Annotated in this window: 21 protein-coding genes; 8 read left to right on the top strand and 13 right to left on the bottom strand. The window is 48.8% G+C overall.

Annotation, left to right across the window (positions count from 1 at the left end; genetic code table 11):
* Positions 1-12 precede the first annotated feature (12 nt).
* Positions 13-351 (bottom strand): carboxymuconolactone decarboxylase family protein, encoded by a 339-nt coding sequence (locus tag B8880_RS04720; RefSeq protein WP_084256430.1) that lies wholly within the window; start codon positions 349-351, stop codon positions 13-15.
* 144 nt (positions 352-495) lie between these two features.
* On the opposite strand from B8880_RS04720, the gene B8880_RS04715 reads away from it, so the two are divergent.
* Both B8880_RS04715 and B8880_RS04710 read left to right on the top strand, forming a co-directional pair.
* The gene (locus B8880_RS04715) at positions 496-1410 is read left to right on the top strand and encodes a helix-turn-helix domain-containing protein (RefSeq protein ID WP_084256428.1); all 915 of its coding nucleotides are present in this window, start codon (positions 496-498) and stop codon (positions 1408-1410) included.
* 348 nt (positions 1411-1758) lie between these two features.
* Complete coding sequence (locus B8880_RS04710; protein WP_084256426.1) at positions 1759-3027, top strand: NRAMP family divalent metal transporter; 1269 nt, start codon at positions 1759-1761, stop codon at positions 3025-3027.
* A gap of 108 nt (positions 3028-3135) precedes the next feature.
* Here B8880_RS04710 and B8880_RS04705 read toward each other — a convergent pair whose 3' ends face one another.
* Genes B8880_RS04705 through B8880_RS04695 form a run of 3 tightly spaced genes read right to left on the bottom strand, consistent with a single transcriptional unit; the run spans position 3136 to position 7131 of the window.
* Entirely contained in the window at positions 3136-4059 is a 924-nt protein-coding gene (locus B8880_RS04705; RefSeq protein WP_084256424.1) for a DmsC/YnfH family molybdoenzyme membrane anchor subunit, read from the bottom strand.
* Between the two features lies 1 nt (position 4060).
* Positions 4061-4681 (bottom strand): DMSO/selenate family reductase complex B subunit, encoded by a 621-nt coding sequence (locus B8880_RS04700; protein ID WP_084256422.1) that lies wholly within the window; start codon positions 4679-4681, stop codon positions 4061-4063.
* The gene (locus B8880_RS04695) at positions 4681-7131 is read right to left on the bottom strand and encodes a DMSO/selenate family reductase complex A subunit (protein ID WP_084256420.1); all 2451 of its coding nucleotides are present in this window, start codon (positions 7129-7131) and stop codon (positions 4681-4683) included. Before B8880_RS04695 ends, B8880_RS04700 begins: the two co-directional genes overlap by 1 nt.
* A 263-nt stretch (positions 7132-7394) precedes the next feature.
* Here B8880_RS04695 and B8880_RS04690 point away from each other — a divergent pair, with 263 nt between their 5' ends.
* The gene (locus B8880_RS04690; RefSeq protein WP_084256418.1) at positions 7395-8294 is read left to right on the top strand and encodes a DMT family transporter; all 900 of its coding nucleotides are present in this window, start codon (positions 7395-7397) and stop codon (positions 8292-8294) included.
* A 105-nt stretch (positions 8295-8399) separates the two neighbouring features.
* Positions 8400-8966, top strand: coding sequence for an acetate uptake transporter (locus B8880_RS04685; RefSeq protein WP_084256416.1), 567 nt, complete (start codon positions 8400-8402; stop codon positions 8964-8966).
* A gap of 230 nt (positions 8967-9196) precedes the next feature.
* On the opposite strand, the gene B8880_RS04680 is transcribed toward B8880_RS04685, so the two are convergent.
* From B8880_RS04680 to pepE, 6 genes are all read right to left on the bottom strand, one after another.
* Positions 9197-9565, bottom strand: a complete 369-nt coding sequence (locus B8880_RS04680; RefSeq protein ID WP_084256415.1) for a hypothetical protein — start codon at positions 9563-9565, stop codon at positions 9197-9199.
* A gap of 39 nt (positions 9566-9604) precedes the next feature.
* A complete protein-coding gene (locus B8880_RS04675) occupies positions 9605-9829 on the bottom strand; it encodes a sulfurtransferase TusA family protein (protein WP_084256413.1) in 225 nt (74 codons plus the stop codon).
* A gap of 51 nt (positions 9830-9880) precedes the next feature.
* Entirely contained in the window at positions 9881-10393 is a 513-nt protein-coding gene (locus tag B8880_RS04670; RefSeq protein ID WP_084256411.1) for a hemerythrin domain-containing protein, read from the bottom strand.
* A gap of 123 nt (positions 10394-10516) precedes the next feature.
* Positions 10517-11785, bottom strand: a complete 1269-nt coding sequence (locus B8880_RS04665) for a M20 family metallo-hydrolase (protein WP_084256409.1) — start codon at positions 11783-11785, stop codon at positions 10517-10519.
* A gap of 12 nt (positions 11786-11797) precedes the next feature.
* Positions 11798-13090, bottom strand: a complete 1293-nt coding sequence (gene dcuC, locus B8880_RS04660; protein WP_084256407.1) for a C4-dicarboxylate transporter DcuC — start codon at positions 13088-13090, stop codon at positions 11798-11800.
* A complete protein-coding gene (gene pepE / locus B8880_RS04655; RefSeq protein ID WP_244165606.1) occupies positions 13087-13815 on the bottom strand; it encodes a dipeptidase PepE in 729 nt (242 codons plus the stop codon). The genes dcuC and pepE overlap by 4 nt, the downstream gene beginning before the upstream one ends.
* A 159-nt stretch (positions 13816-13974) precedes the next feature.
* Between pepE and B8880_RS04650 the strand changes: the two genes are divergently transcribed.
* Both B8880_RS04650 and B8880_RS04645 read left to right on the top strand, forming a co-directional pair.
* Positions 13975-15210 (top strand): Zn-dependent hydrolase, encoded by a 1236-nt coding sequence (locus B8880_RS04650; RefSeq protein ID WP_084256405.1) that lies wholly within the window; start codon positions 13975-13977, stop codon positions 15208-15210.
* A gap of 30 nt (positions 15211-15240) precedes the next feature.
* Entirely contained in the window at positions 15241-15609 is a 369-nt protein-coding gene (locus tag B8880_RS04645; protein ID WP_084256403.1) for a rhodanese-like domain-containing protein, read from the top strand.
* A 57-nt stretch (positions 15610-15666) separates the two neighbouring features.
* Here B8880_RS04645 and B8880_RS04640 read toward each other — a convergent pair whose 3' ends face one another.
* On the bottom strand, positions 15667-16728 hold the full coding sequence (locus B8880_RS04640; protein WP_084256401.1) for an NAD(P)-dependent alcohol dehydrogenase: 1062 nt from the start codon (positions 16726-16728) through the stop codon (positions 15667-15669).
* A gap of 126 nt (positions 16729-16854) precedes the next feature.
* Between B8880_RS04640 and B8880_RS04635 the strand changes: the two genes are divergently transcribed.
* Positions 16855-17757: a LysR family transcriptional regulator gene (locus B8880_RS04635; protein ID WP_084256399.1), complete on the top strand. Its 903-nt coding sequence runs from the start codon at positions 16855-16857 to the stop codon at positions 17755-17757.
* Positions 17758-17821: 64 nt separating this feature from the next.
* Here the strand turns inward: B8880_RS04635 and B8880_RS04630 are convergent, their stop codons facing one another.
* A complete protein-coding gene (locus B8880_RS04630; RefSeq protein ID WP_084256397.1) occupies positions 17822-18799 on the bottom strand; it encodes an aspartate-semialdehyde dehydrogenase in 978 nt (325 codons plus the stop codon).
* 82 nt (positions 18800-18881) lie between these two features.
* On the opposite strand from B8880_RS04630, the gene ybaK reads away from it, so the two are divergent.
* On the top strand, positions 18882-19358 hold the full coding sequence (gene ybaK / locus B8880_RS04625; RefSeq protein ID WP_084256395.1) for a Cys-tRNA(Pro) deacylase: 477 nt from the start codon (positions 18882-18884) through the stop codon (positions 19356-19358).
* A 105-nt stretch (positions 19359-19463) separates the two neighbouring features.
* Here the strand turns inward: ybaK and B8880_RS04620 are convergent.
* On the bottom strand, positions 19464-20124 hold a 661-nt coding region (locus B8880_RS04620), incomplete at its 5' end, for an integrase core domain-containing protein (RefSeq protein ID WP_084256393.1).

Below are 20124 nucleotides of genomic sequence, written 5' to 3'. Positions count from 1 at the left end.
TCAACCTAATTATTATTTTTGTTCGTTATAGGCTTCCAACGCACGCAAAGAATAGGTATATGCCGCACCGGCATTTAATGCAATGGCGGTCGCCAATGCCGCCGCCACTTCTTCTTCGGTTGCTCCGGCTTTAATTGCATCTGCCGCATGCACACCGATACAACTTTCGCAACGGGTGGTCACCGCAACGGCTAACGCGATCAATTCACGCGTTTTCGCGTCCAACACATTGCCTTCCGCCGCCGCGGCATTCAATGCACCGTAGGCTTGAAGCATTTTCGGATATTTTTTTCCCAGTTCGCCAAATGATTTTTTTACATGGCTGACATCGTTTTTCCAATCTGCAAACATAAATATTTCTCCTTGTTTAAAAGTAGGTAAATAGGCTGGTTGACGGCCATTATTATTGATATTATTTAACAAGTTTAATTATTTTATAGTATCATTTTTTATTCCTTTTATCTCAACGATAATTTTCTGTTAAGGACAGGCTTTATGGACTATTTAGATCGACTGATACAACTCGCCCAAGTCGAAGGCGAAATCAACGTTCTCTGCCGTTTCCAAGGCGATTGGCAGATTAAGCACAAACAAGAGCCAAGCACTTTGGGCATTTTCCATATTATCTCCAAAGGCGAATGCCGCCTGATTTTGGACAATCAGCGCAGCTATCACCTGAAACCCGGCGATGTTTTCTTCTTGCCGCATGGGTTGGAACACAAAATCCAAAGCCATAAAAGTGCGGTTCATGACGACACTTCGTTAACCGCGCTCAAACAGCTGCAACACGGGCCTTTCACCCTGCGCACCAACAATCAGGCTTCGCACGATTTTGAAATGTTCTGCGGCTATTTCCGCTATTCCGGACATTCCACCTTACCGGCGATTCTGCCGGAATACTGGTATCTTTCCGGCAACAACAGCTCGGTAACGTCATTACTTTCGCTGTTGCAGCGCGAAGCGCTATTGGAAATCGGTACCACCTCGGTCATCAATGCGCTGTGTAACGTACTGTTTACCTATTTGGCGCGGGATTATATCCAACAGAACAGCGACGTCAGCAACGGTGTACTCGGCGCCTTACAAGACAAACGCCTCTACCATGCGGTCAACTCCATGTTGCAACAGCCGGAACACAATTGGAATATGGAGAGCTTGGCGGAGCTGAGCGCCATGTCTCGCGCCAACTTTATCCGTTTGTTCAAAAACAAAACCGGCACGCTGCCCGGCAAATTCCTCACCAGTCTGCGCATGCAAAAAGCGGAATTACTGCTGCGCAACACCAACAAATCCATTTTGGCAATCTCACTCGAAGTCGGCTACCAGTCCGAAGCGCATTTCAGCAAAGCCTTCAAGCTGAAATACGGCACTTCGCCGAGCAAATATCGCGTATACAAAACCGAAGAATAATGCCCAACCGCACTTTGCATCTGCCACAAAACTAGCCGTTTTATTCGCTCAATAAAACGGCTTCAACCCACAGCGAAAACGAAAGGCGAGCCATGTTCATCATGTAGTTTGCTTATCACGACTAAATCACGTTTATTTGCCTGCCCAACATTTGCTTGCCTGAATAGGACTGCCTGATCATTCGTTTATAAGGGGATTGTCAAGAAACCCTAGATGAACCGCAAAATTTAAGCTAATATGACATTCTCTTTTTGCTGTATTTATTTCAATACACGCTTGTATAAAAATAGGTACAAAATAACCAACTTAACCATTAGCATAATTGCCGCAACAATAATAAGGATAATAATGACTACTCTCGTTTCTTCTGATGACATTTCCACATGGCGCAGCCGCTTGCACGCATTCGGACCGGGCTTAATGATGGCTTCTGCAGCTATCGGCGGTTCTCACTTAATTTCGTCAACCCAAGCCGGAGCATTATACGGCTGGCAATTAGCGGTTATCATCGTGCTTGCCAACCTGCTGAAATACCCGTTTTTCCGCTTCAGCGCACACTACACCCTCGACACCGGCAAAAGCCTGATCGAGGGCTATGCCGGAAAAAGCCGTGCCTATGTTTGGGTCTTTTTACTGCTTACCATTCCGTCCGCCACGATCAGCACCGGCGCATTGGCGTTGATCAGCGCTTCTATCATCAAAACCGCACTTCCCGCCTTGCCGTTGTCGGTGCATGCCCTGTCAATTTGCGTGATGGCAGCTTCATTAGCCATTTTGTTGTTCGGGCACTACCGCGCATTGGATCGGGTCACTAAACTGATTATGGTCAGCCTCACCATTGCCACCATCGGCGCCACTTTCATCGCTGCCAGCCGTGGACATCAAATGCTGCCCGATTTTATCGAACCGTCACCGTGGAATATGGCCTCGCTCGGGTTTATCATTGCCTTGATGGGCTGGATGCCGGCACCAATGGAAATCACGGCGATTAACTCGATGTGGGTGTCCGTGAAACAGAAATTGAAACCGAGCAATTATCGTGATGCAATGTTTGATTTTAACGTCGGCTACACCGTTTCCGCCGGACTAGCCATTGTCTTCTTGGCGCTAGGTGCGCTGGTGCAATACGGTAACGGCGAAGAGGTCAAAATGGCGGGCGGACAATATATCGGACAACTGATCGGCATGTACGCCGCCACCATCGGCGATTGGTCAAAACTGCTGGTCGCCTTTATCGCTTTTGCCTGTATGTTCGGCAGCACCATCACCGTCGCCGACGGTTACGGACGAATCAACGCCGAAGCCATTCGCCTGCTCGCGCGTAAATCCGGTTCCAGCAAAGGCGCCGTCAGCCTATGGACTTGCTGGTCTGCCTTATCCGGCTTGGCGGTGATTTTATGGTTCAACAGCGCACTCAGCGAAATGCTGCGCTTCGCCATGATTTCCGCCTTCCTCACCGCACCGGTCTTCGCATGGCTCAACTACTCACTGGTACGCAGCACCCACCGCACCGCCATCTCGCCACGGCTAAATGCCCTTGCCGTGATCGGCTTATTGTATTTAATCGGCTTCGCAATCGTGTTTGTTTTCGATCTGTTCGGAGTGTGGGCAAGGTAATTTAGGACATATTTTTCGACTGGCAGTATCAGAATATCTCACCGCTCAAAAAAACCGCACTTTGATTTTTCAACGCAAAGTGCGGTCTGTTGTTGAGTAAAGATTAAATCAATAACCCAGTGCTGCCATGCCGACAGTCATATGCAAGCCGTAGAAAATCACGCGTGCTAACAGTTCCCCGCCGATAATCAGCAGCAAGCCGATAAACAGAAGTGCGGTATTGGCTTTTTTCACACCGATAGTCAGTAACAACAAGCCGATTGCGATTAATATGAAGCGTGCGATCATCACCGGTACGAAAGACGGCACGAGGTCTAACGCTTGGTGAATGGCACTGCTGACACCGCTGAGGTAGCCGTGTTGTTGGTAAGTCATCACTAAAGCAACGATAAACGCCAACCACGCCACGCCGAGCAACAAGCCGTTCAGCTGTTTACCGATTTTGACGCTGCTCAACAAGGCGAGTGCCAGCGCCGAGCCGCCCAAAAGTGCGGTCAGGACAAAAGAAGCCGGCGTATAAACCGAGTTCCAAGTCGGCACGGTATCAATCATGTACAATTTGGACATCGCATAGATAAAACCTGCACCGACGAGACTAACCACAATCACCGCTATGGTTTTCCAAATCGACGGCAACTTGGCGGAAATAGTCGCCAACAAACGCACCACGAAACCGATTACCGGCAGTTTTTGCCATGATTCCGGTAATAAGCGTGCGGTCGCCAACGCCCAGTAACCTGCGCCAAGGGCGAAGAACGCTGAATCGGCGGCGATTTCGTTACTCAAGCCCGATGCGCCAATGCGGTTTAAGGCATTGAATGCGCGCTGCGGTGAGCCTAAATGCAAGGTCGAAAAGATAAAACCAATTGCCATCAAGCCCCACAACACCGTCATCACATAATGAGTGCGGCTTTCAACCGGCTTGCTTTTGTCGGTCAGCAACAACAGGCTGAACGCCCAAAATGCACCGACCGCACTTTGCGCCAACACGGTGAAAAACACCAAAGGCCATTCGTGTAATCCCATTCCCATTTTACACCTCCTTCGGATTGGCTAAGAAACCGCTGCGATCATCAGCCGGTTTCGCATTGTGATTCAAACGCAGTGCGATATTCGGTTGCGTGTAGTGCGACGGTGGCAACGGCGCGACATCTTTCAGATCGCCGTACTTGGCTTTCAGTTCGTCCATCGACAACAGATCCAAAGCACGCAACGGACAGGACTCGACGCACATCGGTTTTTTGCCCACTTCGACCCGTTCAAAACAGCCGTCGCATTTGGTCATACGCCCTTTTTCTTCGTTATATTGCGGCGCGCCGTACGGACACGCCATGCTGCAATATTTACAGCCGATACACACCTCTTGATCGACCACCACAAAGCCGTCTTCGCGTTTGTGCATTGCACCGCTCGGACACACTTTGGCGCACGCCGGATCGGTACAATGGTTACAAGAAATCGAGAGATAGTAGGAGAACACGTCTTGCGTCCACGCCTCACCCTCTTGCTTCCAGCCGCCGCCGCAATATTCATAAATACGGCGGAAGCTCACGTCCGGCGTCAAATCTTTGTAGTCTTTACACGCCAGTTCACAGGTTTTACAGCCAGTGCAACGCTGCGAGTCGATATAAAATCCATATTGTTTTGCCGTCATCATTCACCTCCCACACGCGCGACTTCAACTAAATTGGTATGTTGCGGATTGCCTTTCGATAGCGGTGACGGACGTTGGGTGGTCAGCACGTTAAAACTGCCGTTTTGATCGACCCGTTGTCCGTCCGGCATGTACCACGCCCCTTCGCCCATCGCAATCACCCCCGGTAAAATCCGCGGCGTGACATTTGCCATAATCCGTGTTTCACCGCGATCATTGAAAATCCGCACCATATCGTTATGTTTGATACCGCGTTTTTCCGCATCAAGCGGATTGATCCACAGTAATTGCAACGAGGCTTGCTCCAGCACATCTACGTTGGCATAGGTGGAGTGCACCCGTGATTTGAAGTGGAAACCGACCAGTTGCAACGGATATTTTTCTGCCAGCGGATCATCGAAACCTTCCACCGCACGCGCATAAATCGGCAACGGACTGATGATGTCGCCCTCCGGCAGCTCCCAAGTGTCGGCAATTTTCGCCAAGCGTTCGGAGTAAACCTCGATTTTGCCTGACGGCGTGGTCAGCGGATTGGCGACCGGATCTTGACGGAATTTTTTGAACGCCACCATATGTCCGGACGGATCTTTCTGTTTGATAATGCCGCGCTGTCTGAACTCTTCGAAGCTGATGTCTTGGAAGAACGGATTTTTCTCTTGGGTCAGTTTATACAGATGGCGCAACCACGCTTCTTGCGTGCGCCCTTCGGTAAACACCTCTTTTTTACCCATTTTTTCCGCAATGCCCGCCAGAATGTCATACACCGGCTTGCATTCGAACTGCGGTTCAATCGCTTGATCGGCAAAAATCACATAGCCCATATTGCCTGCCGAGCCGTCCATGCAGAAATCCGCCTGCTCGGACGTAGTGCAGTCCGGCAGCAAAATATCGGCGCATTTGGCGGTCGAGGTCATGTGATTATCGATCACCACCAGCATTTCGCATTTGCTTTCGTCGCTCAAAATATCTAAAGTGCGGTTGATGTCGGAGTGTTGGTTGATAATGCAGTTACCGGCATAGTTCAAAATAAATTTGATCGGTTTTTCCAGTTTTTCCGCACCTTTCAACCCGTCTTTCAAGGCGGTCATTTCTGCGCCGCGCACCACCGCATCGGTCCACATAAAGATAGGAATTTTGGCTTTAATCGGATTTTCGCCAACCGGCAAACGCACGAACGGAATGGTATAAAAACCCTCACGCGATCCGCTGTTGCCGCCGTTGACCCCGACATTACCGGTCAAACACGCCAACATTGCAATCGCGCGCGCCGCTTGTTCGCCGTTGGCATGGCGCTGCGGCCCCCAACCTTGGCAGATATACGCCGGTTTGGTGGTGGCGATTTCACGCGCCAAGCGCACAATAGTCGCTTCCGGAATAGCGGTGATTTTTGACGCCCATGCCGGCGTTTTGGCGGTCTGATCATCGCCCTCGCCCAGAATATAGGCTTTGTAGTGTGCGTTTGGTTTCGCCGAAGCCGGTAAGGTTTTTTCATCGTAACCGACGCAGTAGGTATCCAAAAATTCCTGATCAACTAAATTTTCGCTGATCATCACATACGCCATACCCTCGACAAACGCCGCATCCGTGCCGGGACGAATCGGCACCCACTCGCCCTCCCGTCCTGAGGCAGTGTCGTTATAGCGCGGATCGACCATAATCATGCGTGCATTAGAGCGCTCCATCGCTTGTTGCATTAAATAGGTGACACCGCCGCCGCTCATACGGGTCTCCGCCGGATTATTGCCGAAATAGACCACCAGCTTGGAGTTTTCAATATCGGTCGGGCTGTTGCCGGCGTTGCTGCCGTACATAAACGGAATGGATTCAAAGATTTGCGAATAGCTGTAAGTGCCGTGATGTCCCAAGCAACCGCCGATACTGTTCATAAAACGGCTGGAAATACTTCTCGGCGGCGGATACGACGCGGCGACCGTTGCCCCCAATGTACCGGTGGCAAATGGCAGATACAGGCTTTCATTACCGTGTTCGGCGATAATCCGTTGCAAATTGTCGGCGATTTCAGTAAAAGCTTCGTCCCATGAAATGCGTTTAAACTTGCCTTCGCCCCGTTTGCCGACCCGTTTCATCGGATATTTCAAACGATCGGGATTATACACCCGACGGCGCATCGAGCGCCCGCGTGCACAGGCGCGCACTTGATGAAAATCGCCGTAAACGTCATCGCCCAGATTATCGGTTTCCACATATTTGATCACGCCGTCCTGCACATGCATGCGCAACGGACAACGGCTGTGGCAGTTGACCGTACACGCGTTCCACACCAGCTTCTCTTCCGCATTTGTGCCGCTCGGCGCCGTTTTACCGCTGGCGGCGACAGGCAATTGCACCGCACTTGCTGCCAAGGCAACCCCACCTAACGCCGCGCTGCCTTTCAATAAATCACGGCGGCTGGTTGAAAAATCCGGATCATTTTTGGAAAACTTCTCCATAAAACCCCTCCCCACTACAATAAAAGTAAAAATAAAATTCAAAAAAGAAATAAGTCGAGGGGATAATAACGAAATTTGCCTACCTAATATTGATTAATATCAAATGAGAATAGTCACGCAACTAAATCACCAGAAGTTGAGATTTTTCCTCCTAACATATTGAGTTATCGCAATATTATTTTTTATATAACGATTTCTTTCGAATTCTGCGCTACACTAGCGCACCCATAAATCGGATTAACAAATAAAATTTTTAGCACAATATGAACAAGGCTATTTTACTGGGCTTACTGTCCTCACTGTTTTTTGCCGCCACTTTTGTCTTAAACCGCAGCATGTCGCTGTCGGGCGACGATGCGTGGTGGTCGGCGGCACTGCGTTTTGTATTTATGCTACCGCTGCTGTATCTGTTATTAGGCGCGCAAAAAAACAAAAGTGCGGTTTACCGTGAAATCCAACGTGCCCCAAGACAATGGTTATTATGGTCAACCGTCGGCTTCGGGCTGTTTTACCTGCCGCTGACAATCTCGGCAGATTACGCCTCCTCGTGGCTGGTCGCCAGTTCGTGGCAGATCACGATTATTGCCGGCATTTTACTGACCCCGCTCTTCGGGCAGAAAATTCCGCTAAAAAACCTGTTTTTTTCTTGTGTGATTGTGCTCGGCATTGCGCTATTACAAATCGACAACCTGCGTAATCTGTCGCTTTATGCCAGCCTGTATCCGCTGCTGCTAATCCTGATCGCCGCCTTTGCCTATCCGCTCGGCAATCGTAAAATGATGGTTTTAGTCGGCGGCAAGCTGTCCACCCAACAACGGGTTTACGGTATGCTGCTGTGTTCCATGCCGTTTTGGTTGCTCACCATGTTAATCGCAACACTCAACAGCGGACTACCGTCCGTCTCCCAATTAAGCCAATCATTTATGGTTGCGCTGTTTTCCGGGGTGATCGCCACCCTGCTGTTTTTCAAAGCTACCGAACTGGTCAAACACAATATGAAACAACTGGCGGTGATCGAAGCCACCCAAGCCGGGGAAATTCTGTTCACCTTGCTGGGCGGCATTCTGTTGTTAAGCGATCCGATGCCGAGCGGCTTAGCGTTCTTTGGGCTACTTATCGTCATTATCGGCATTTTTATCAACGGCTTTTCAACAAAAGGTTAAAAATTGTCAGTTTCTCTGCCTGCTGAGTATTTATTTTAGGCGTAAAATCATTCATACTAGCGCCCGATTTTTGTTAACACATTTTATTTAATTTAAGGAACTTTCATGTCTAACAACACAACAAATTATGCCAATCCGGGTCCGTTAGGTTTGTGCGGCTTTGCCCTCACCACTTGGTTGCTATGCTTAATCAACGGCGGATTTTTTGATACCCAATCCCTCGGTTTGGTGATCGCAATGGCATTTGCTTTCGGCGGTACCGCGCAAGCAATCGCCGGCATTATGGAATTCAAAAAAGGCAACACTTTCGGTTTCACCGCGTTCATTAGCTACGGCGCGTTCTGGTGGTCTTGGGGCTTATTCGTCACTTTCTTCAAAGCTGACGTGCCGGCCACTTTCATTGCATGGTATCTCGCCGCTTGGGGAACTTTCACCCTGATGATGTTCATCGCCACTCTACCGAAACCACGCGCGTTGCAAGCGATTTTCTTCTTTTTGACCTTAACCTTCTACGCCTTAGCCATCGGCGACGCCAGCGGCAGCCACGCTATCGTCAATATCGGCGGTTACTTAGGTTTGATCACCGCACTTTGCGCTTTCTATTTAGCCGCGGCAGAAGTGATTAACGAATCTTACGGTAGAACAGTACTACCGATTGGTGAAAAGAAATAAGTTATTTTTGATCTGATGAATACCGCACTTTGAATGGATAAAGTGCGGTATTTTTTTGTCTTTCCCCCAACCGTTCGATTAAAAACGCAACAAACACTTCAATCCGTAGAATCTGCCGGCTATTTAGCAAAAAATGTGTTGGCGCCGTTAACCCGCGGATAACTCCCATAAAAAATGGCAGCAGTACAGTCCATCGAACCGCACTTGCTGCCATTTATCGCAACATAAAATTAATTTTTCTCTAAATCCAAATCCGCTTTATACTCAATTCGATCTTTGCCTTTGGCTTCAATCGACACATCTAATTCTTGATCGCCACGCTCAAATTTTAAATCGGCATCATCACGCTCGATCTCCGATTCAACTAAGCGAAATCCCTTATTTTTTGCGTGTTGCATAACTTGTTTTGCCAATGGGCGCACGTCGCTGCCTTTCAAGCGGTATTCCACTTCCCATTCTCCGTTGCCTTGACGGTCAGATTTGATCAATTCGCCGTTACGCGGTTGGTAAATTTCACTGGGACTGGATTTCGCCAATGCGGCTACTGAGGTTAAACCGATAATCGCAGCCAATACCGTGGTTTTTACTACATTTTTCATTTAAAGATCCTTTAAAAATATCAAAATTTGACCGCACTTTTAACCTAATTTCCGAATAATCAACACCGGCTGAACAGGCGCATCTTCTGCAATAGCCAAGTCGCAATGTGCAGTTTCACATAACGGCTTGAAATCCTCTATCGTGCTGTCCGTATTAAGTAACACTCTCAGTTCATCACCTGACTGCAAGTCGGGCAATACTTTTTTTACCATTAATAGTGGTAACGGACAGCGATAGGCTGTGGTATCTAATTGATATTGCATTAGATGGACTCTCGCAACTAAACTTTCGTAACTAAACTTTCGTAAACTAAATCAAGGCTGCCGACGATTTGACATAACTTTACCCAATTGGTTCAGTTCGCTATCAGATAAATACTGTTTGCCGAGTTCAAATAACGGCTCTTCAAGGGCAATATGCACCTCATAACCGGCAACAAATTGCCGGATCAGTTCCGGCGAAATGGTATTGCGCTGATTGTCGAGCAACGCTTTCAGTTGCTGCGATAATTTTCCCCAATTTTCATGCAGAACAATATGTTGCCGTTCCAGTTCATCAATATTGGTTTTAGCTGGCGGGTAATGCGCTAATAATGCCGGAAAAAAATCTTGTTCTTCATCATCATGATGTAAAGGCGCAGCGATTTCAAAATAATTCAAAATCTGTTGCACATCATTTTTTACCGCCTGATTGACGCCGTTTTTGACTAAATAATCCGGCAACATCTGCAACTGCCGACAAAAGCGTTTCACTTTGCTATGACAGGCGTACAACATTTCAATCGGTTCTGCCCAACTGGCAAATTGTTGTGGTTCAAGATTTAGCATGATTTTCCTTTAAATTGATGAGCATAGTTTAACCGTGCCAGTCTAACACAATTTGGCAAATGGATAAAAAAACAGTGCCTTTGCTATCCATAACAAAGGCACTGGGTATCACTAATTTAGTGGCTAGCCGTTTAAACGCTGTAAAAGTGCGGTATACAGATTCACACCGGTCAGCAGTTGTTTTTCATCGAAGTCGAATTCGGCTTGATGGTGTCCGGCGGTGCGGTCGGCGCCGACGATAAAGTAAATCGCTTTGCCGCCGTGCTGCTGCACCCGCCGTCCTAAAATGGTCGCGTCTTCACTGCCGTTAAAGCTGTAAGTCGGGGCGACTTGAGTCACACCGGTCTCTTTTTCCGCCAGTTCGCTGATGAGATCAACCAGTTCGGCATCGTTATCCAGATCGACCGCTTCGCCCATAATTTCGGTTTCATAAGCCACATCAAAACTGACTGAAATCCCTTTGGCAATTTGCATCACTTGATCGACCATATACTGATTGATTTCCGCATTTTCGCCGCGCACTTCCAGCTGCACTTCCGCGGTGGTCGGGATTACGTTGCGCCCTTCGCCGGCTTTCAGCACGCCGACATTAATCCGTGTCATGCCGTCGCCGTGACGGGAAATACCATGCAGTTGCGTGACAGCGTGTGCCGCCGCCAACAAGGCATTGCGCCCCAAGTGCGGTGCGGCACCGGCGTGTGCCGGCTTGCCTTGATAGCGGATATCGATTTTGGTGGTGCAAAGAAATTTTTTCGGATTAGCAATAATCGTACCCGAATCGGCACAAAAGCTAAGATGCGACGCAGCAAAATAATCGGCGTCATCGACAATACCGCTCGCCGCAATCGCCGCTGCACCGCGCACGCCCTCTTCCGCCGGTTGGAATACCAATTTAATTTTGCCGTTTAATTGCGCTTTATTGTCTGCAATCCATTGCGCTACGCCCAAGCCGATTGCCATGTGTCCGTCGTGACCGCAGGCGTGCATAAAGCCGTCGTTTTGCGAACGGAACCCCAGTTGGTTCGGAATATGGCCAGGTGCAGCGGTTTCCTGCACATTCACGCAATCAATATCAAAACGCAGCGCTACCGTGTTGCCCGCTTTGCCGGAATCAAAAATTGCCACCAAACCAGTGTAACCGTCCATTTTATCCAGCCAGTTCTGATCGGCGCCTTTTTCAATTGCCCGTTTCAAGCCGGCATCGACAATCGCCTGCTGCCGCCCGCGTACGAATTCTTCATTGATAATCGCTTTACCCAACCGCACTTCGAAACCCATCTCGCTCAGGTAAGCTGCCAGTTTAGTCGTAGTTAAAAATTCACACCAGCCTGTTTCAGGAAACTGATGAAATTCCCTACGCCAATCAATCAATTGTTGTTGGTTAATTGTCATTTTATCCTCCTGCTATAACATAAAGAGAGCCAAGAACAAGACCGCCAGCACCATGCCCGGTGCGGTACGTTTAATCATTTCAACCGGATTCACCATTGCCAAACCGGCACACACGATAGTGACTCCGGCGATTGGCGAAGCGGTACGTCCGATTGCTCCGGCAATCGCCGCGCCCATACCTAAATTCACATGGGTGTAACCCAACTCGGCCGCATGCGGTGTCACCGCCGTATTAAAGGCAATCGCCGCCGCGTCGCCGGAACCGGTAATGACCCCCATCAGGAACGGGCCGATGGTCGCGCCCCAGCGCACAAATTCATTCGAAGATTTCAAAAATTCAATCGCCGCATCAATCGCACCGGTCGATTTCAAGCCGGCGACGAATACGCTGGCGGAGATGATGATCCCCAGCACATTGGCATACGAATTGCCCATGCCGTTAAAGAATTCGTTGGTGATTTTCACCGGAGAAATTCGGGTGACGATAATGGCATAGAGCGCCCCGATCAACATCGCTTCCGGCACGGTCATTTTGGTCCAGCTCAACCATGAAATGGTTTGTAACTCCGTACCGCCGATAACCAATAACACCACCGGAATCAGCGGTGCAAGCGCATAGAAAAAATTCACCTTAGTAAAATGCTGCTCCGCATTTTGGTTTTCAGCCAAATATTCATCACGGAATTTTTTGTGATAATCGCCGAGCGCCACCGCCAAAATCGTCAACACCACTGCGCCAATCGCGCCGGCAATAATGGTATAAGGCGCATGGCTAAGGTTAACTTGGGTAACGGTCAAGCCGGACATTTCACTGATCATCGCCGAGTGGGAAGAGCCCGGACTCATCATCGAACCGAACGTACCCGCCAGAATCGCCGCCCCTGCCGTTGCCGGACGCACGCCTGCCGATTTCAACACCGGAATCAAGGTTGCCCCCACCGCCGCCGCACAACCGGCCGCCGACGGAATCGCAATATTGATGAAGAAGGTTAAAATCGTTGCCATCGGTATCAGGAAAAATTTCAAACCGCTCATCGGTTTCGTCAGCAAATGCACCAAATGCATATCACATTCGGTGTATTTCATCACATAGGCAAAACCCATACTGGAACAGATCGCCATAATCAAACCAGCGCTGGTCATACTTTTGGCAAACGCAGCCAGCGCTTCCATCGGGCTCAAGGTCAAAATCGCCATCGCCAAACCGACACCCAATAATACAGTGCGGGTTTCATATTTTTTGATCATTAAATAAACCGTCACGGCAATGCCGATCAGCGCAATTGCTATATTAAACCCATTCATTTGGAACCTCCCCATGCATAATTAAAGGTAGAATTCAGTGCCATCTCTTCCACATCCATTTGTCCGCTAATCCGCAGAATCGAGTCATAGCCGATCACCGTGGCACACTCGCCCCGAACCAGCAGTGCCGTGCCCTCAGGCATAGCATAAACCACCGCTTTCGGATTGACCAACAAAAATTCATTTAACCGCTCTTCCCGACTTTCGCCGTTATGTCCCTGCATTTTGCCGGAAATAAAGTGCGGGTTGATTTGTGCAGGAAACAGGTTCAGCGCTTCAAAAGACGGCGGATAAACAATCGGCATATCATTGGTCGTCATAATCGATGCCCCGACCACATTCGCCCCTGCGCTCCAGCCGAAATACGGCGTGCCGCCCTGCACTTTAGCCCGAATCGGCTCCAGCAAATTGTGTTGGTACAGCTGATTTAACAAACAAAAGGTATTACCGCCGCCAATGGCGATAGCGTCTGCCTGCTCAATAATTTCGCTTGGATCTTGAGATTGGTGCACGGAGATAATCCGCATTTCCAGTGATTCAAAGGCTTGTTTCACCGCCTGTTCATATTGATCATAACTGCGGCTGACACCGGCATAAGGCACGAAAGCCAAGGTTTTTCCTTGGTAATCGGCTAAAAAACGGCTAATCCAAGGGGTGCAGTGTTCCAGATAGCCTGTATTGCGATATTTGGAACCGCTCATTAACAGCATTTTCTTAACACTCATCGGTACGCTCCTTTTACTGGTAGTAATATTGATATTGAAAACTTTGTGACCTATTTGATTTTACCCTAATCACTTTTGGCGTATAGTGGGCGAGATCATGCTTTTCGCAAAGAATGCGTAAACATTACGTCTTATTACCGTTTGTAAGGAGAAATCGTTATGTCTGTTAATATGCAAAGAGTCAAAACGCTGATTAATCATCTGGCGACCATTTCCAGTGAACCGCATCAATTGACACGTTTGGCATTCAGCGCCGAAGACCTGATCGCACGCGATTATTTGCTTGAAATCTGCCGGCAACAACGCTTAAAAGTGCGGATCGACGAAATCGGTAATGTGATTATTCGCCGTGACGGTTTACACAATGACTTGCCTGCCGTGGCATTCGGCTCGCATATCGATACCGTAGTCAATGCCGGCAAATTTGACGGACCGCTCGGCACCGTTGCCGGGCTGGAAATTCTGTTGCAGCTGTGCGAACGGCAGCAAAGCACACGCTATCCGTTGGAACTGATTATTTTTACCTGCGAAGAATCCAGCCGCTTTAACTATGCCACCTTAGGCAGCAAAGTGATGTGCGGTGTCAGCAATCAAGCGGATTTAGCCCGCTTGCAAGATAAAAACGGTATACGCTTGGCAACCGCACTTCAGCAGATCGGTTTGGATTTTCAGCGAGTCGATCAAGCCAAACGCTCCGCCGCTGAATTTAAATGCTTTTTTGAGTTGCATATCGAGCAAGGGCCGCGTCTTGAAAATGAGAACAAAACCATTGGTGTGGTCAGCGGTATCGCCGCGCCGATCCGCTGTATCGTAAAAATTGAGGGCCAGGCGGATCATTCCGGCGCGACTGCAATGAATTATCGCCACGACGCATTGTTAGGCGGCGCCGAGTTAGCGTTGGCATTGGAACAAGCCGCTATTCGTGCCGGACACGCCACTGTTGCCACAGTCGGACAAATGCAGGCAAAACCGGGCGTGATGAACGTCGTGCCGGGCTATTGCGAATTGTTGGTCGATATTCGCGGCACAGACCTTGCCGCCCGCGAAAGCGTATTCTCAGCCCTCCAACAGAAAATAGATGAAGTCAGTCGACAACGCGGCTTACAGATTGAATTACAGCTCATTTCACGCGATCAACCTATTTTATTGGATCCAAGCATGGTTAGTGCCGTCGAACAAGCTACCGCAAACTTAAGCTATACTTATGAAATAATGCCGAGCGGTGCCGGACACGACGCAATGCACATGGCGACGCTCTGCCCGACAGCGATGATTTTTGTGCCTTCACGCCGAGGAATCAGCCATAATCCGTTGGAACACACCGACTGGCAAGATGTGGAAGCCGGCATCAAGGTGTTGCAAGCGGTGGTGCTGCAACAAGCGGAACTGATTTAACATGACCAAAAAATGCAATGAGGACAAAAAATGCGAGGATTAAAATGGATAGCGGCAGGCGTTTGTGTGTTAAGCGGGTTATTCTCTACTGTGCAAGCAAACTCCATGACGCCACAACAATTACAACAGCAGCAGCAAAACCAACAGGCGCTGCTGCTTGACGTGCGTGAAGCCGATGAGTTTGCCGCCGGACATTTGCAAAGTGCGGTTCATATTCCGCTTGCACAAATCGGGGCGCAAATCAGCCAGTTGGCAACGGATAAAACCCGGCCAATCTATGTCTATTGCCGCAGCGGCAGACGAGCGGACTTGGCAAAAGCCGAATTGGAAAAATTAGGTTATCACAACGTGCAAAATCTCGGCGGTTATCAGCAACTGAAAGATGCCGGGTTTAACTAAGCAACACAAATAACCAAGTGCGGTTGAAGCCGTGCTTGGTTATTTTATCAGCAAAGATTAGCCGTTTTTCAAACTCTGCATATCAATCACAAAGCGGTATTTCACATCGCTTTTCAGCATGCGTTCGTAAGCATCATTGATGTTTTGCATGGTGATCATTTCCACATCGGGCACAATATTGTGTTCCCCGCAGAAATCCAACATTTCTTGCGTTTCGGCAATGCCGCCAATCATCGAACCGGCAATGGTGCGGCGTCCGGTGACTAACGGCACGGTGTTAATCGTCGATTCCAATTCACCGACCAACCCGACCAAGACTAACGTACCGTCTAATTGCAGCGTGCCGACATACGGTTTCAAATCATGCGTATAAGGCACGGTATCGATAATCAACTCAAAATGGTTGGCAACCGCTTGCATTTGTTGCTCATCTGTTGATAACACCACATGCTCAGCCCCCAATTTATAAGCGTCCGCTTCTTTTCCGGCAGAACGGGTGAACAGCGTGACCTCCGCCCCCAAAGCATTTGCCAGTTTAATCGCCATATGCCCCAAACCACCTAAACCGACCACCGCCACTTTGCTGCCTTTGCCGACATTCCAATGACGCAATGGCGACCAGGTGGTAATTCCGGCACACAACAATGGTGCGACAGCTTGGGTATCCAAATTTTCCGGCACGCTTAGTACAAATTTTTCCGCCACCACAATGGTATCGCTGTAACCGCCGTAGGTCGGCATGTGATCACCGAAACGATCGGTATCGTTATAAGTTTGAACATTGCCGTTCTCACAATATTGCTCCAGCCCTTGCTCGCACGGGTGACAGTGTTGGCAGGAATCGACCATACAACCGACGCCGACCAAATCTCCGACCTTGAATTTGCTCACCGCTGCCCCGACACGCCGCACCCGACCAATAATTTCATGCCCCGGTACCATCGGATAGTGGCTCCAGCCCCAGTCATTGCGGGCTTGGTGCAAATCCGAATGGCACACGCCACAGTATTGAATGTCAATTTCGACATCGTTCGCCCGCACGTCACGCCGTTCGAATGTAAATGGCGCAAGCGGGCTGGTAGCAGATTGGGCGGCGTAGCCGTAAACGTTGATTGTCATCTTTCTTTCCCCCGATGAATAAATTACCTTCTGTTAGCATTTAATAATTGCCCTTCTTATCGTAATTACGCTAAGATTTCTTGTATATTCATGAATTCGAATTTTACAATTTCGGAAATAGAAATTATGCTAAACAAACTCGAAGCCTTGAAAGTGTTTTGCACCACCGCAGAAACCATGCAGTTTCGTGAAACGGCGAACCGTTTGGCAGTTTCGCCGCCGGTGATCACTCGGATTATCGCCGAGCTGGAACAACATTTGGGAGAGCCACTATTTCAACGCAACACCCGTCAAATCCGCCTGACCGATTTCGGCGAACAATTTTTGCCGCAAGCGCAGCAGCTGTTGGAAGAAAGCGAGCGTTTATTTACGCCGGCGAAACACCGCCATTTAGACGAAATGGGCGGCCTCGTGCGTGTTACCGTACCCGAACTGCCGGAACAGGAAGCGATTTTAGCCGAACTGCTCGCCGGCTTAAAACCTTATCCCAATCTGATTATCGACTGGCGTGTGGATACGGTGCGGCTGAATGTGGTCGAGGCGCAAATCGACATCGGCATACGCATCGGCAATCTTGCCGATAGCCGTTTAATCGCGCGGCGGGTAGGCGCTGTCAGCGAAAAAATCGTCGCGTCGCCGAGCCTGTTGGCACAAACCGGTGTGCCGCACGATCTGGAACAGCTGCAAAAACAGTTTCCGTTAAGTGCGGCACTCGATGCCAACAGTGGCCGCTTTTGGGCATGGTATCTCAATCAGGATCTGCAATTCACGCCGCGCAAACCGCGTTTTATCGGGAGCAATATGTACAACAATCTGCAAGCCGCCCGTTGCGGCATTGCCTTTGCCCATTTGTTGGATTGGGTATGCGATCCCTATATTGCAAACGGTGAACTGGAAGAAGTGCTGGCGCAGATTCCCAAAATCCGCTGGCCGGTTTACCTGTACCGCCCGCAACGCACAGTCACCCCGACCCGCGTTAAGGTGGTGTTTGATATGTTGCTGGAGATTTTGCAAAAATATTTCAAATAAAAAACAGACCGCACTTTGACTTTATTTTCCCTCAAAAGTGCGGTCCGCTTCAATCGTTTACGGCTTAATAGCCCTGCTGATAAGCGCTTTCAGCCAGTTTAATCGCCAACAACGCCAAGCTGAAACGCTGTTCGTCGCATACCGACCAGAATTGGATTCCGTTTTCCAACACAATCACATCGCTGAGATGAATACTGTCTTGCTCCTGATATTTTTCGCCGTTGCTGACCGGCGTGATGATTTCATCTTGGTGCAACGCCAATAGCGGATTTTGTTGCCAAACCGTCTGCCAGTGCGCACTGTCGCTCTGATAATCGGAAAGTGCGGTCACTTGCTGTGCCAAACCGTAGAAAACCGCACTTTGCACTTGATGAATCAGTAATTGAATTTCGCTGTTCGGGATAATTTTTTGGAACTGCCGTAACAGGCGTTCGCTCGAATTTCCTTTAAACGGCGCAACGTCAAACGCCAAACGCGGCTCGCCGTCGTCCAACGAAATGCCGTTCAATAGGCGCGCGGTCTGTCCGGCTAATTTTTTCACCTGCTCAGCGTTGACATAAGACGCAGGCAGCATCGAGGTCACCAGCAAACGGTTAATTTCGCCGCCAACCAAGATTTCGCCGCAGGTCAACACCAGCTGGCTGATTTGCGGATCGGCAAGGGAAACGATATTGCGGTTACGCAATTCCGCCAGTTGCGAATCATTAAACCCGGGCACGATAAGCGGTACGTCCGCTAAAGTAGCGCATACCGCCGCCAAATCGATCACCACGCAACCGCTGTCGGCGGCTCGCGCCACATAAGGCGCGTGTTTGGCTTCGCCGGCAAAAAACAGGTATTGTTTGTCCGACCAGTCAACCTCTTCGATATTTTGCTGTTCAACGCTGCGGTTATGAAAACGCAGCCCTTGTTCTTCGTTGAACGGATAAATCTCGGCAACGCTCAATTTTGCCGTCGGTAATATACTTTGTTCCAATAATTCGGCGATTTTTTCCGCCAATTCAAATTCTGCTGCAATGACAATATTCAGATCTGTCTGCATTTTTTTCTCCTTGAAGACAAAACGAGGTAAAATAACAGCGGTATTCTACCGTAGAAATCAAAAATAAGCAGAGAAATAGCGTATGACACCGGCAATTAATTATTTGAAACAAGCAAAAATTCCCTACAATGCCCACAGTTATCAGCACGATCCGAATATCACCGATTTTGGACAGGAAGCGGCGGAAAAATTGGGGCTGGATCCGGAGCAGACTTATAAAACCTTATTGGTCGCCATCAACGGCGATCAGAAAAAACTGGCGGTGATGATTCTTCCGGTGTCGCATTTGTTGAGCCTGAAAAAAGCCGCCAAAGCGTTAAAAGTAAAAAAAGTGGAAATGGCACAAATTGATGCGGCGCAAAAATCGTCCGGTTATTTGGTCGGCGGTATCAGCCCGATCGGGCAGAAAAAAGCGCTGCCGACCTTTATCGATCAAAGTGCGGTGCAGTGGGATTTAATGTATGTTTCCGGCGGCAAGCGTGGTTTGGATATTTCCTTGAAACCGCAGGATTTGGCGCGCGCGACCAAAGGTGAATTTGCCGATTTGAGAGATGAGTGAACCTGCACATTATTTCCTTCTCTCACAAAAGAGAGAAAAAACAAACGATATTGAACAAATCGGTACAACCCGAACATCCTTTACATATTAACCCGATGACATCGTTTACACTTCGGGTTTATGCCACGATGTTGGGCGGATAATTCTTTGGGTGATGTCATCTCGTTCACCAAGAAAATGAAACCGATAAAACATTTCCCATAATCCATCACCTTTGGGTAAAAAGGCGATTTTTTCACCTGCTAGCACTTCACTAATATAGAGTAATTTTCCACGCCATTTGATTTCACCATTATGCCGTACACTTCGTAAAATAGCCTCTTGGTGATATTCATATTCTTCAATCCGTGTGGGATAAATACGGATTGAAGGTGTATAACAGCTCACCGGCATTTGTCTTTCCAGACTTTCATGTGAACGCAGTTGATTAAACTCTTCTCTAAAAATATCCAGCTTTTGTTGGAATTCATGCATTTCTACCTTAAGCGTATCCACCTTTGCAATATAGCGCTTCAACTCCCTGTGCATTCGCTCTAAACGACCATTTTGCTGTGGTTTTCCTGCTTCAATACGTTCCGGGCGAATACCTAAATCAATTAGCCACTTGGATAATTTGGTCAGTCCCCCTAACGCAACTGAAGCAAAAGGCGCTCCATTATCACTGCGGATTGCCCAAGGTAAGCCGTATTCCTTAAAAATACGCGCCAGTAAAGGCTGAACCTCGGTATAGCCATGCTGAGTTAAACCCTGACATGCGAATAAATAA

Origin of the sequence: Pasteurella testudinis DSM 23072 (assembly GCF_900176075.1) — a bacterium.
Classification (GTDB): Bacteria; Pseudomonadota; Gammaproteobacteria; order Enterobacterales; family Pasteurellaceae; genus Chelonobacter; species Chelonobacter testudinis.
This window is presented reverse-complemented; position numbering and strand designations above follow the sequence as displayed.

Excerpts from the sequence above, each read along its gene's own strand:
- B8880_RS04720 (WP_084256430.1), bottom strand. The coding sequence starts at position 351 with ATGTTTGCAGATTGGAAAAACGATGTCAGCCATGTAAAAAAATCATTT.
- B8880_RS04715 (WP_084256428.1), top strand. The coding sequence starts at position 496 with ATGGACTATTTAGATCGACTGATACAACTCGCCCAAGTCGAAGGCGAA.
- B8880_RS04710 (WP_084256426.1), top strand. The coding sequence starts at position 1,759 with ATGACTACTCTCGTTTCTTCTGATGACATTTCCACATGGCGCAGCCGC.
- B8880_RS04705 (WP_084256424.1), bottom strand. The coding sequence starts at position 4,059 with ATGGGAATGGGATTACACGAATGGCCTTTGGTGTTTTTCACCGTGTTG.
- B8880_RS04700 (WP_084256422.1), bottom strand. The coding sequence starts at position 4,681 with ATGACGGCAAAACAATATGGATTTTATATCGACTCGCAGCGTTGCACT.
- B8880_RS04695 (WP_084256420.1), bottom strand. The coding sequence starts at position 7,131 with ATGGAGAAGTTTTCCAAAAATGATCCGGATTTTTCAACCAGCCGCCGT.
- B8880_RS04690 (WP_084256418.1), top strand. The coding sequence starts at position 7,395 with ATGAACAAGGCTATTTTACTGGGCTTACTGTCCTCACTGTTTTTTGCC.
- B8880_RS04685 (WP_084256416.1), top strand. The coding sequence starts at position 8,400 with ATGTCTAACAACACAACAAATTATGCCAATCCGGGTCCGTTAGGTTTG.
- B8880_RS04680 (WP_084256415.1), bottom strand. The coding sequence starts at position 9,565 with ATGAAAAATGTAGTAAAAACCACGGTATTGGCTGCGATTATCGGTTTA.
- B8880_RS04675 (WP_084256413.1), bottom strand. The coding sequence starts at position 9,829 with ATGCAATATCAATTAGATACCACAGCCTATCGCTGTCCGTTACCACTA.
- B8880_RS04670 (WP_084256411.1), bottom strand. The coding sequence starts at position 10,393 with ATGCTAAATCTTGAACCACAACAATTTGCCAGTTGGGCAGAACCGATT.
- B8880_RS04665 (WP_084256409.1), bottom strand. The coding sequence starts at position 11,785 with ATGACAATTAACCAACAACAATTGATTGATTGGCGTAGGGAATTTCAT.
- dcuC (WP_084256407.1), bottom strand. The coding sequence starts at position 13,090 with ATGAATGGGTTTAATATAGCAATTGCGCTGATCGGCATTGCCGTGACG.
- pepE (WP_244165606.1), bottom strand. The coding sequence starts at position 13,815 with ATGAGTGTTAAGAAAATGCTGTTAATGAGCGGTTCCAAATATCGCAAT.
- B8880_RS04650 (WP_084256405.1), top strand. The coding sequence starts at position 13,975 with ATGTCTGTTAATATGCAAAGAGTCAAAACGCTGATTAATCATCTGGCG.
- B8880_RS04645 (WP_084256403.1), top strand. The coding sequence starts at position 15,241 with ATGCGAGGATTAAAATGGATAGCGGCAGGCGTTTGTGTGTTAAGCGGG.
- B8880_RS04640 (WP_084256401.1), bottom strand. The coding sequence starts at position 16,728 with ATGACAATCAACGTTTACGGCTACGCCGCCCAATCTGCTACCAGCCCG.
- B8880_RS04635 (WP_084256399.1), top strand. The coding sequence starts at position 16,855 with ATGCTAAACAAACTCGAAGCCTTGAAAGTGTTTTGCACCACCGCAGAA.
- B8880_RS04630 (WP_084256397.1), bottom strand. The coding sequence starts at position 18,799 with ATGCAGACAGATCTGAATATTGTCATTGCAGCAGAATTTGAATTGGCG.
- ybaK (WP_084256395.1), top strand. The coding sequence starts at position 18,882 with ATGACACCGGCAATTAATTATTTGAAACAAGCAAAAATTCCCTACAAT.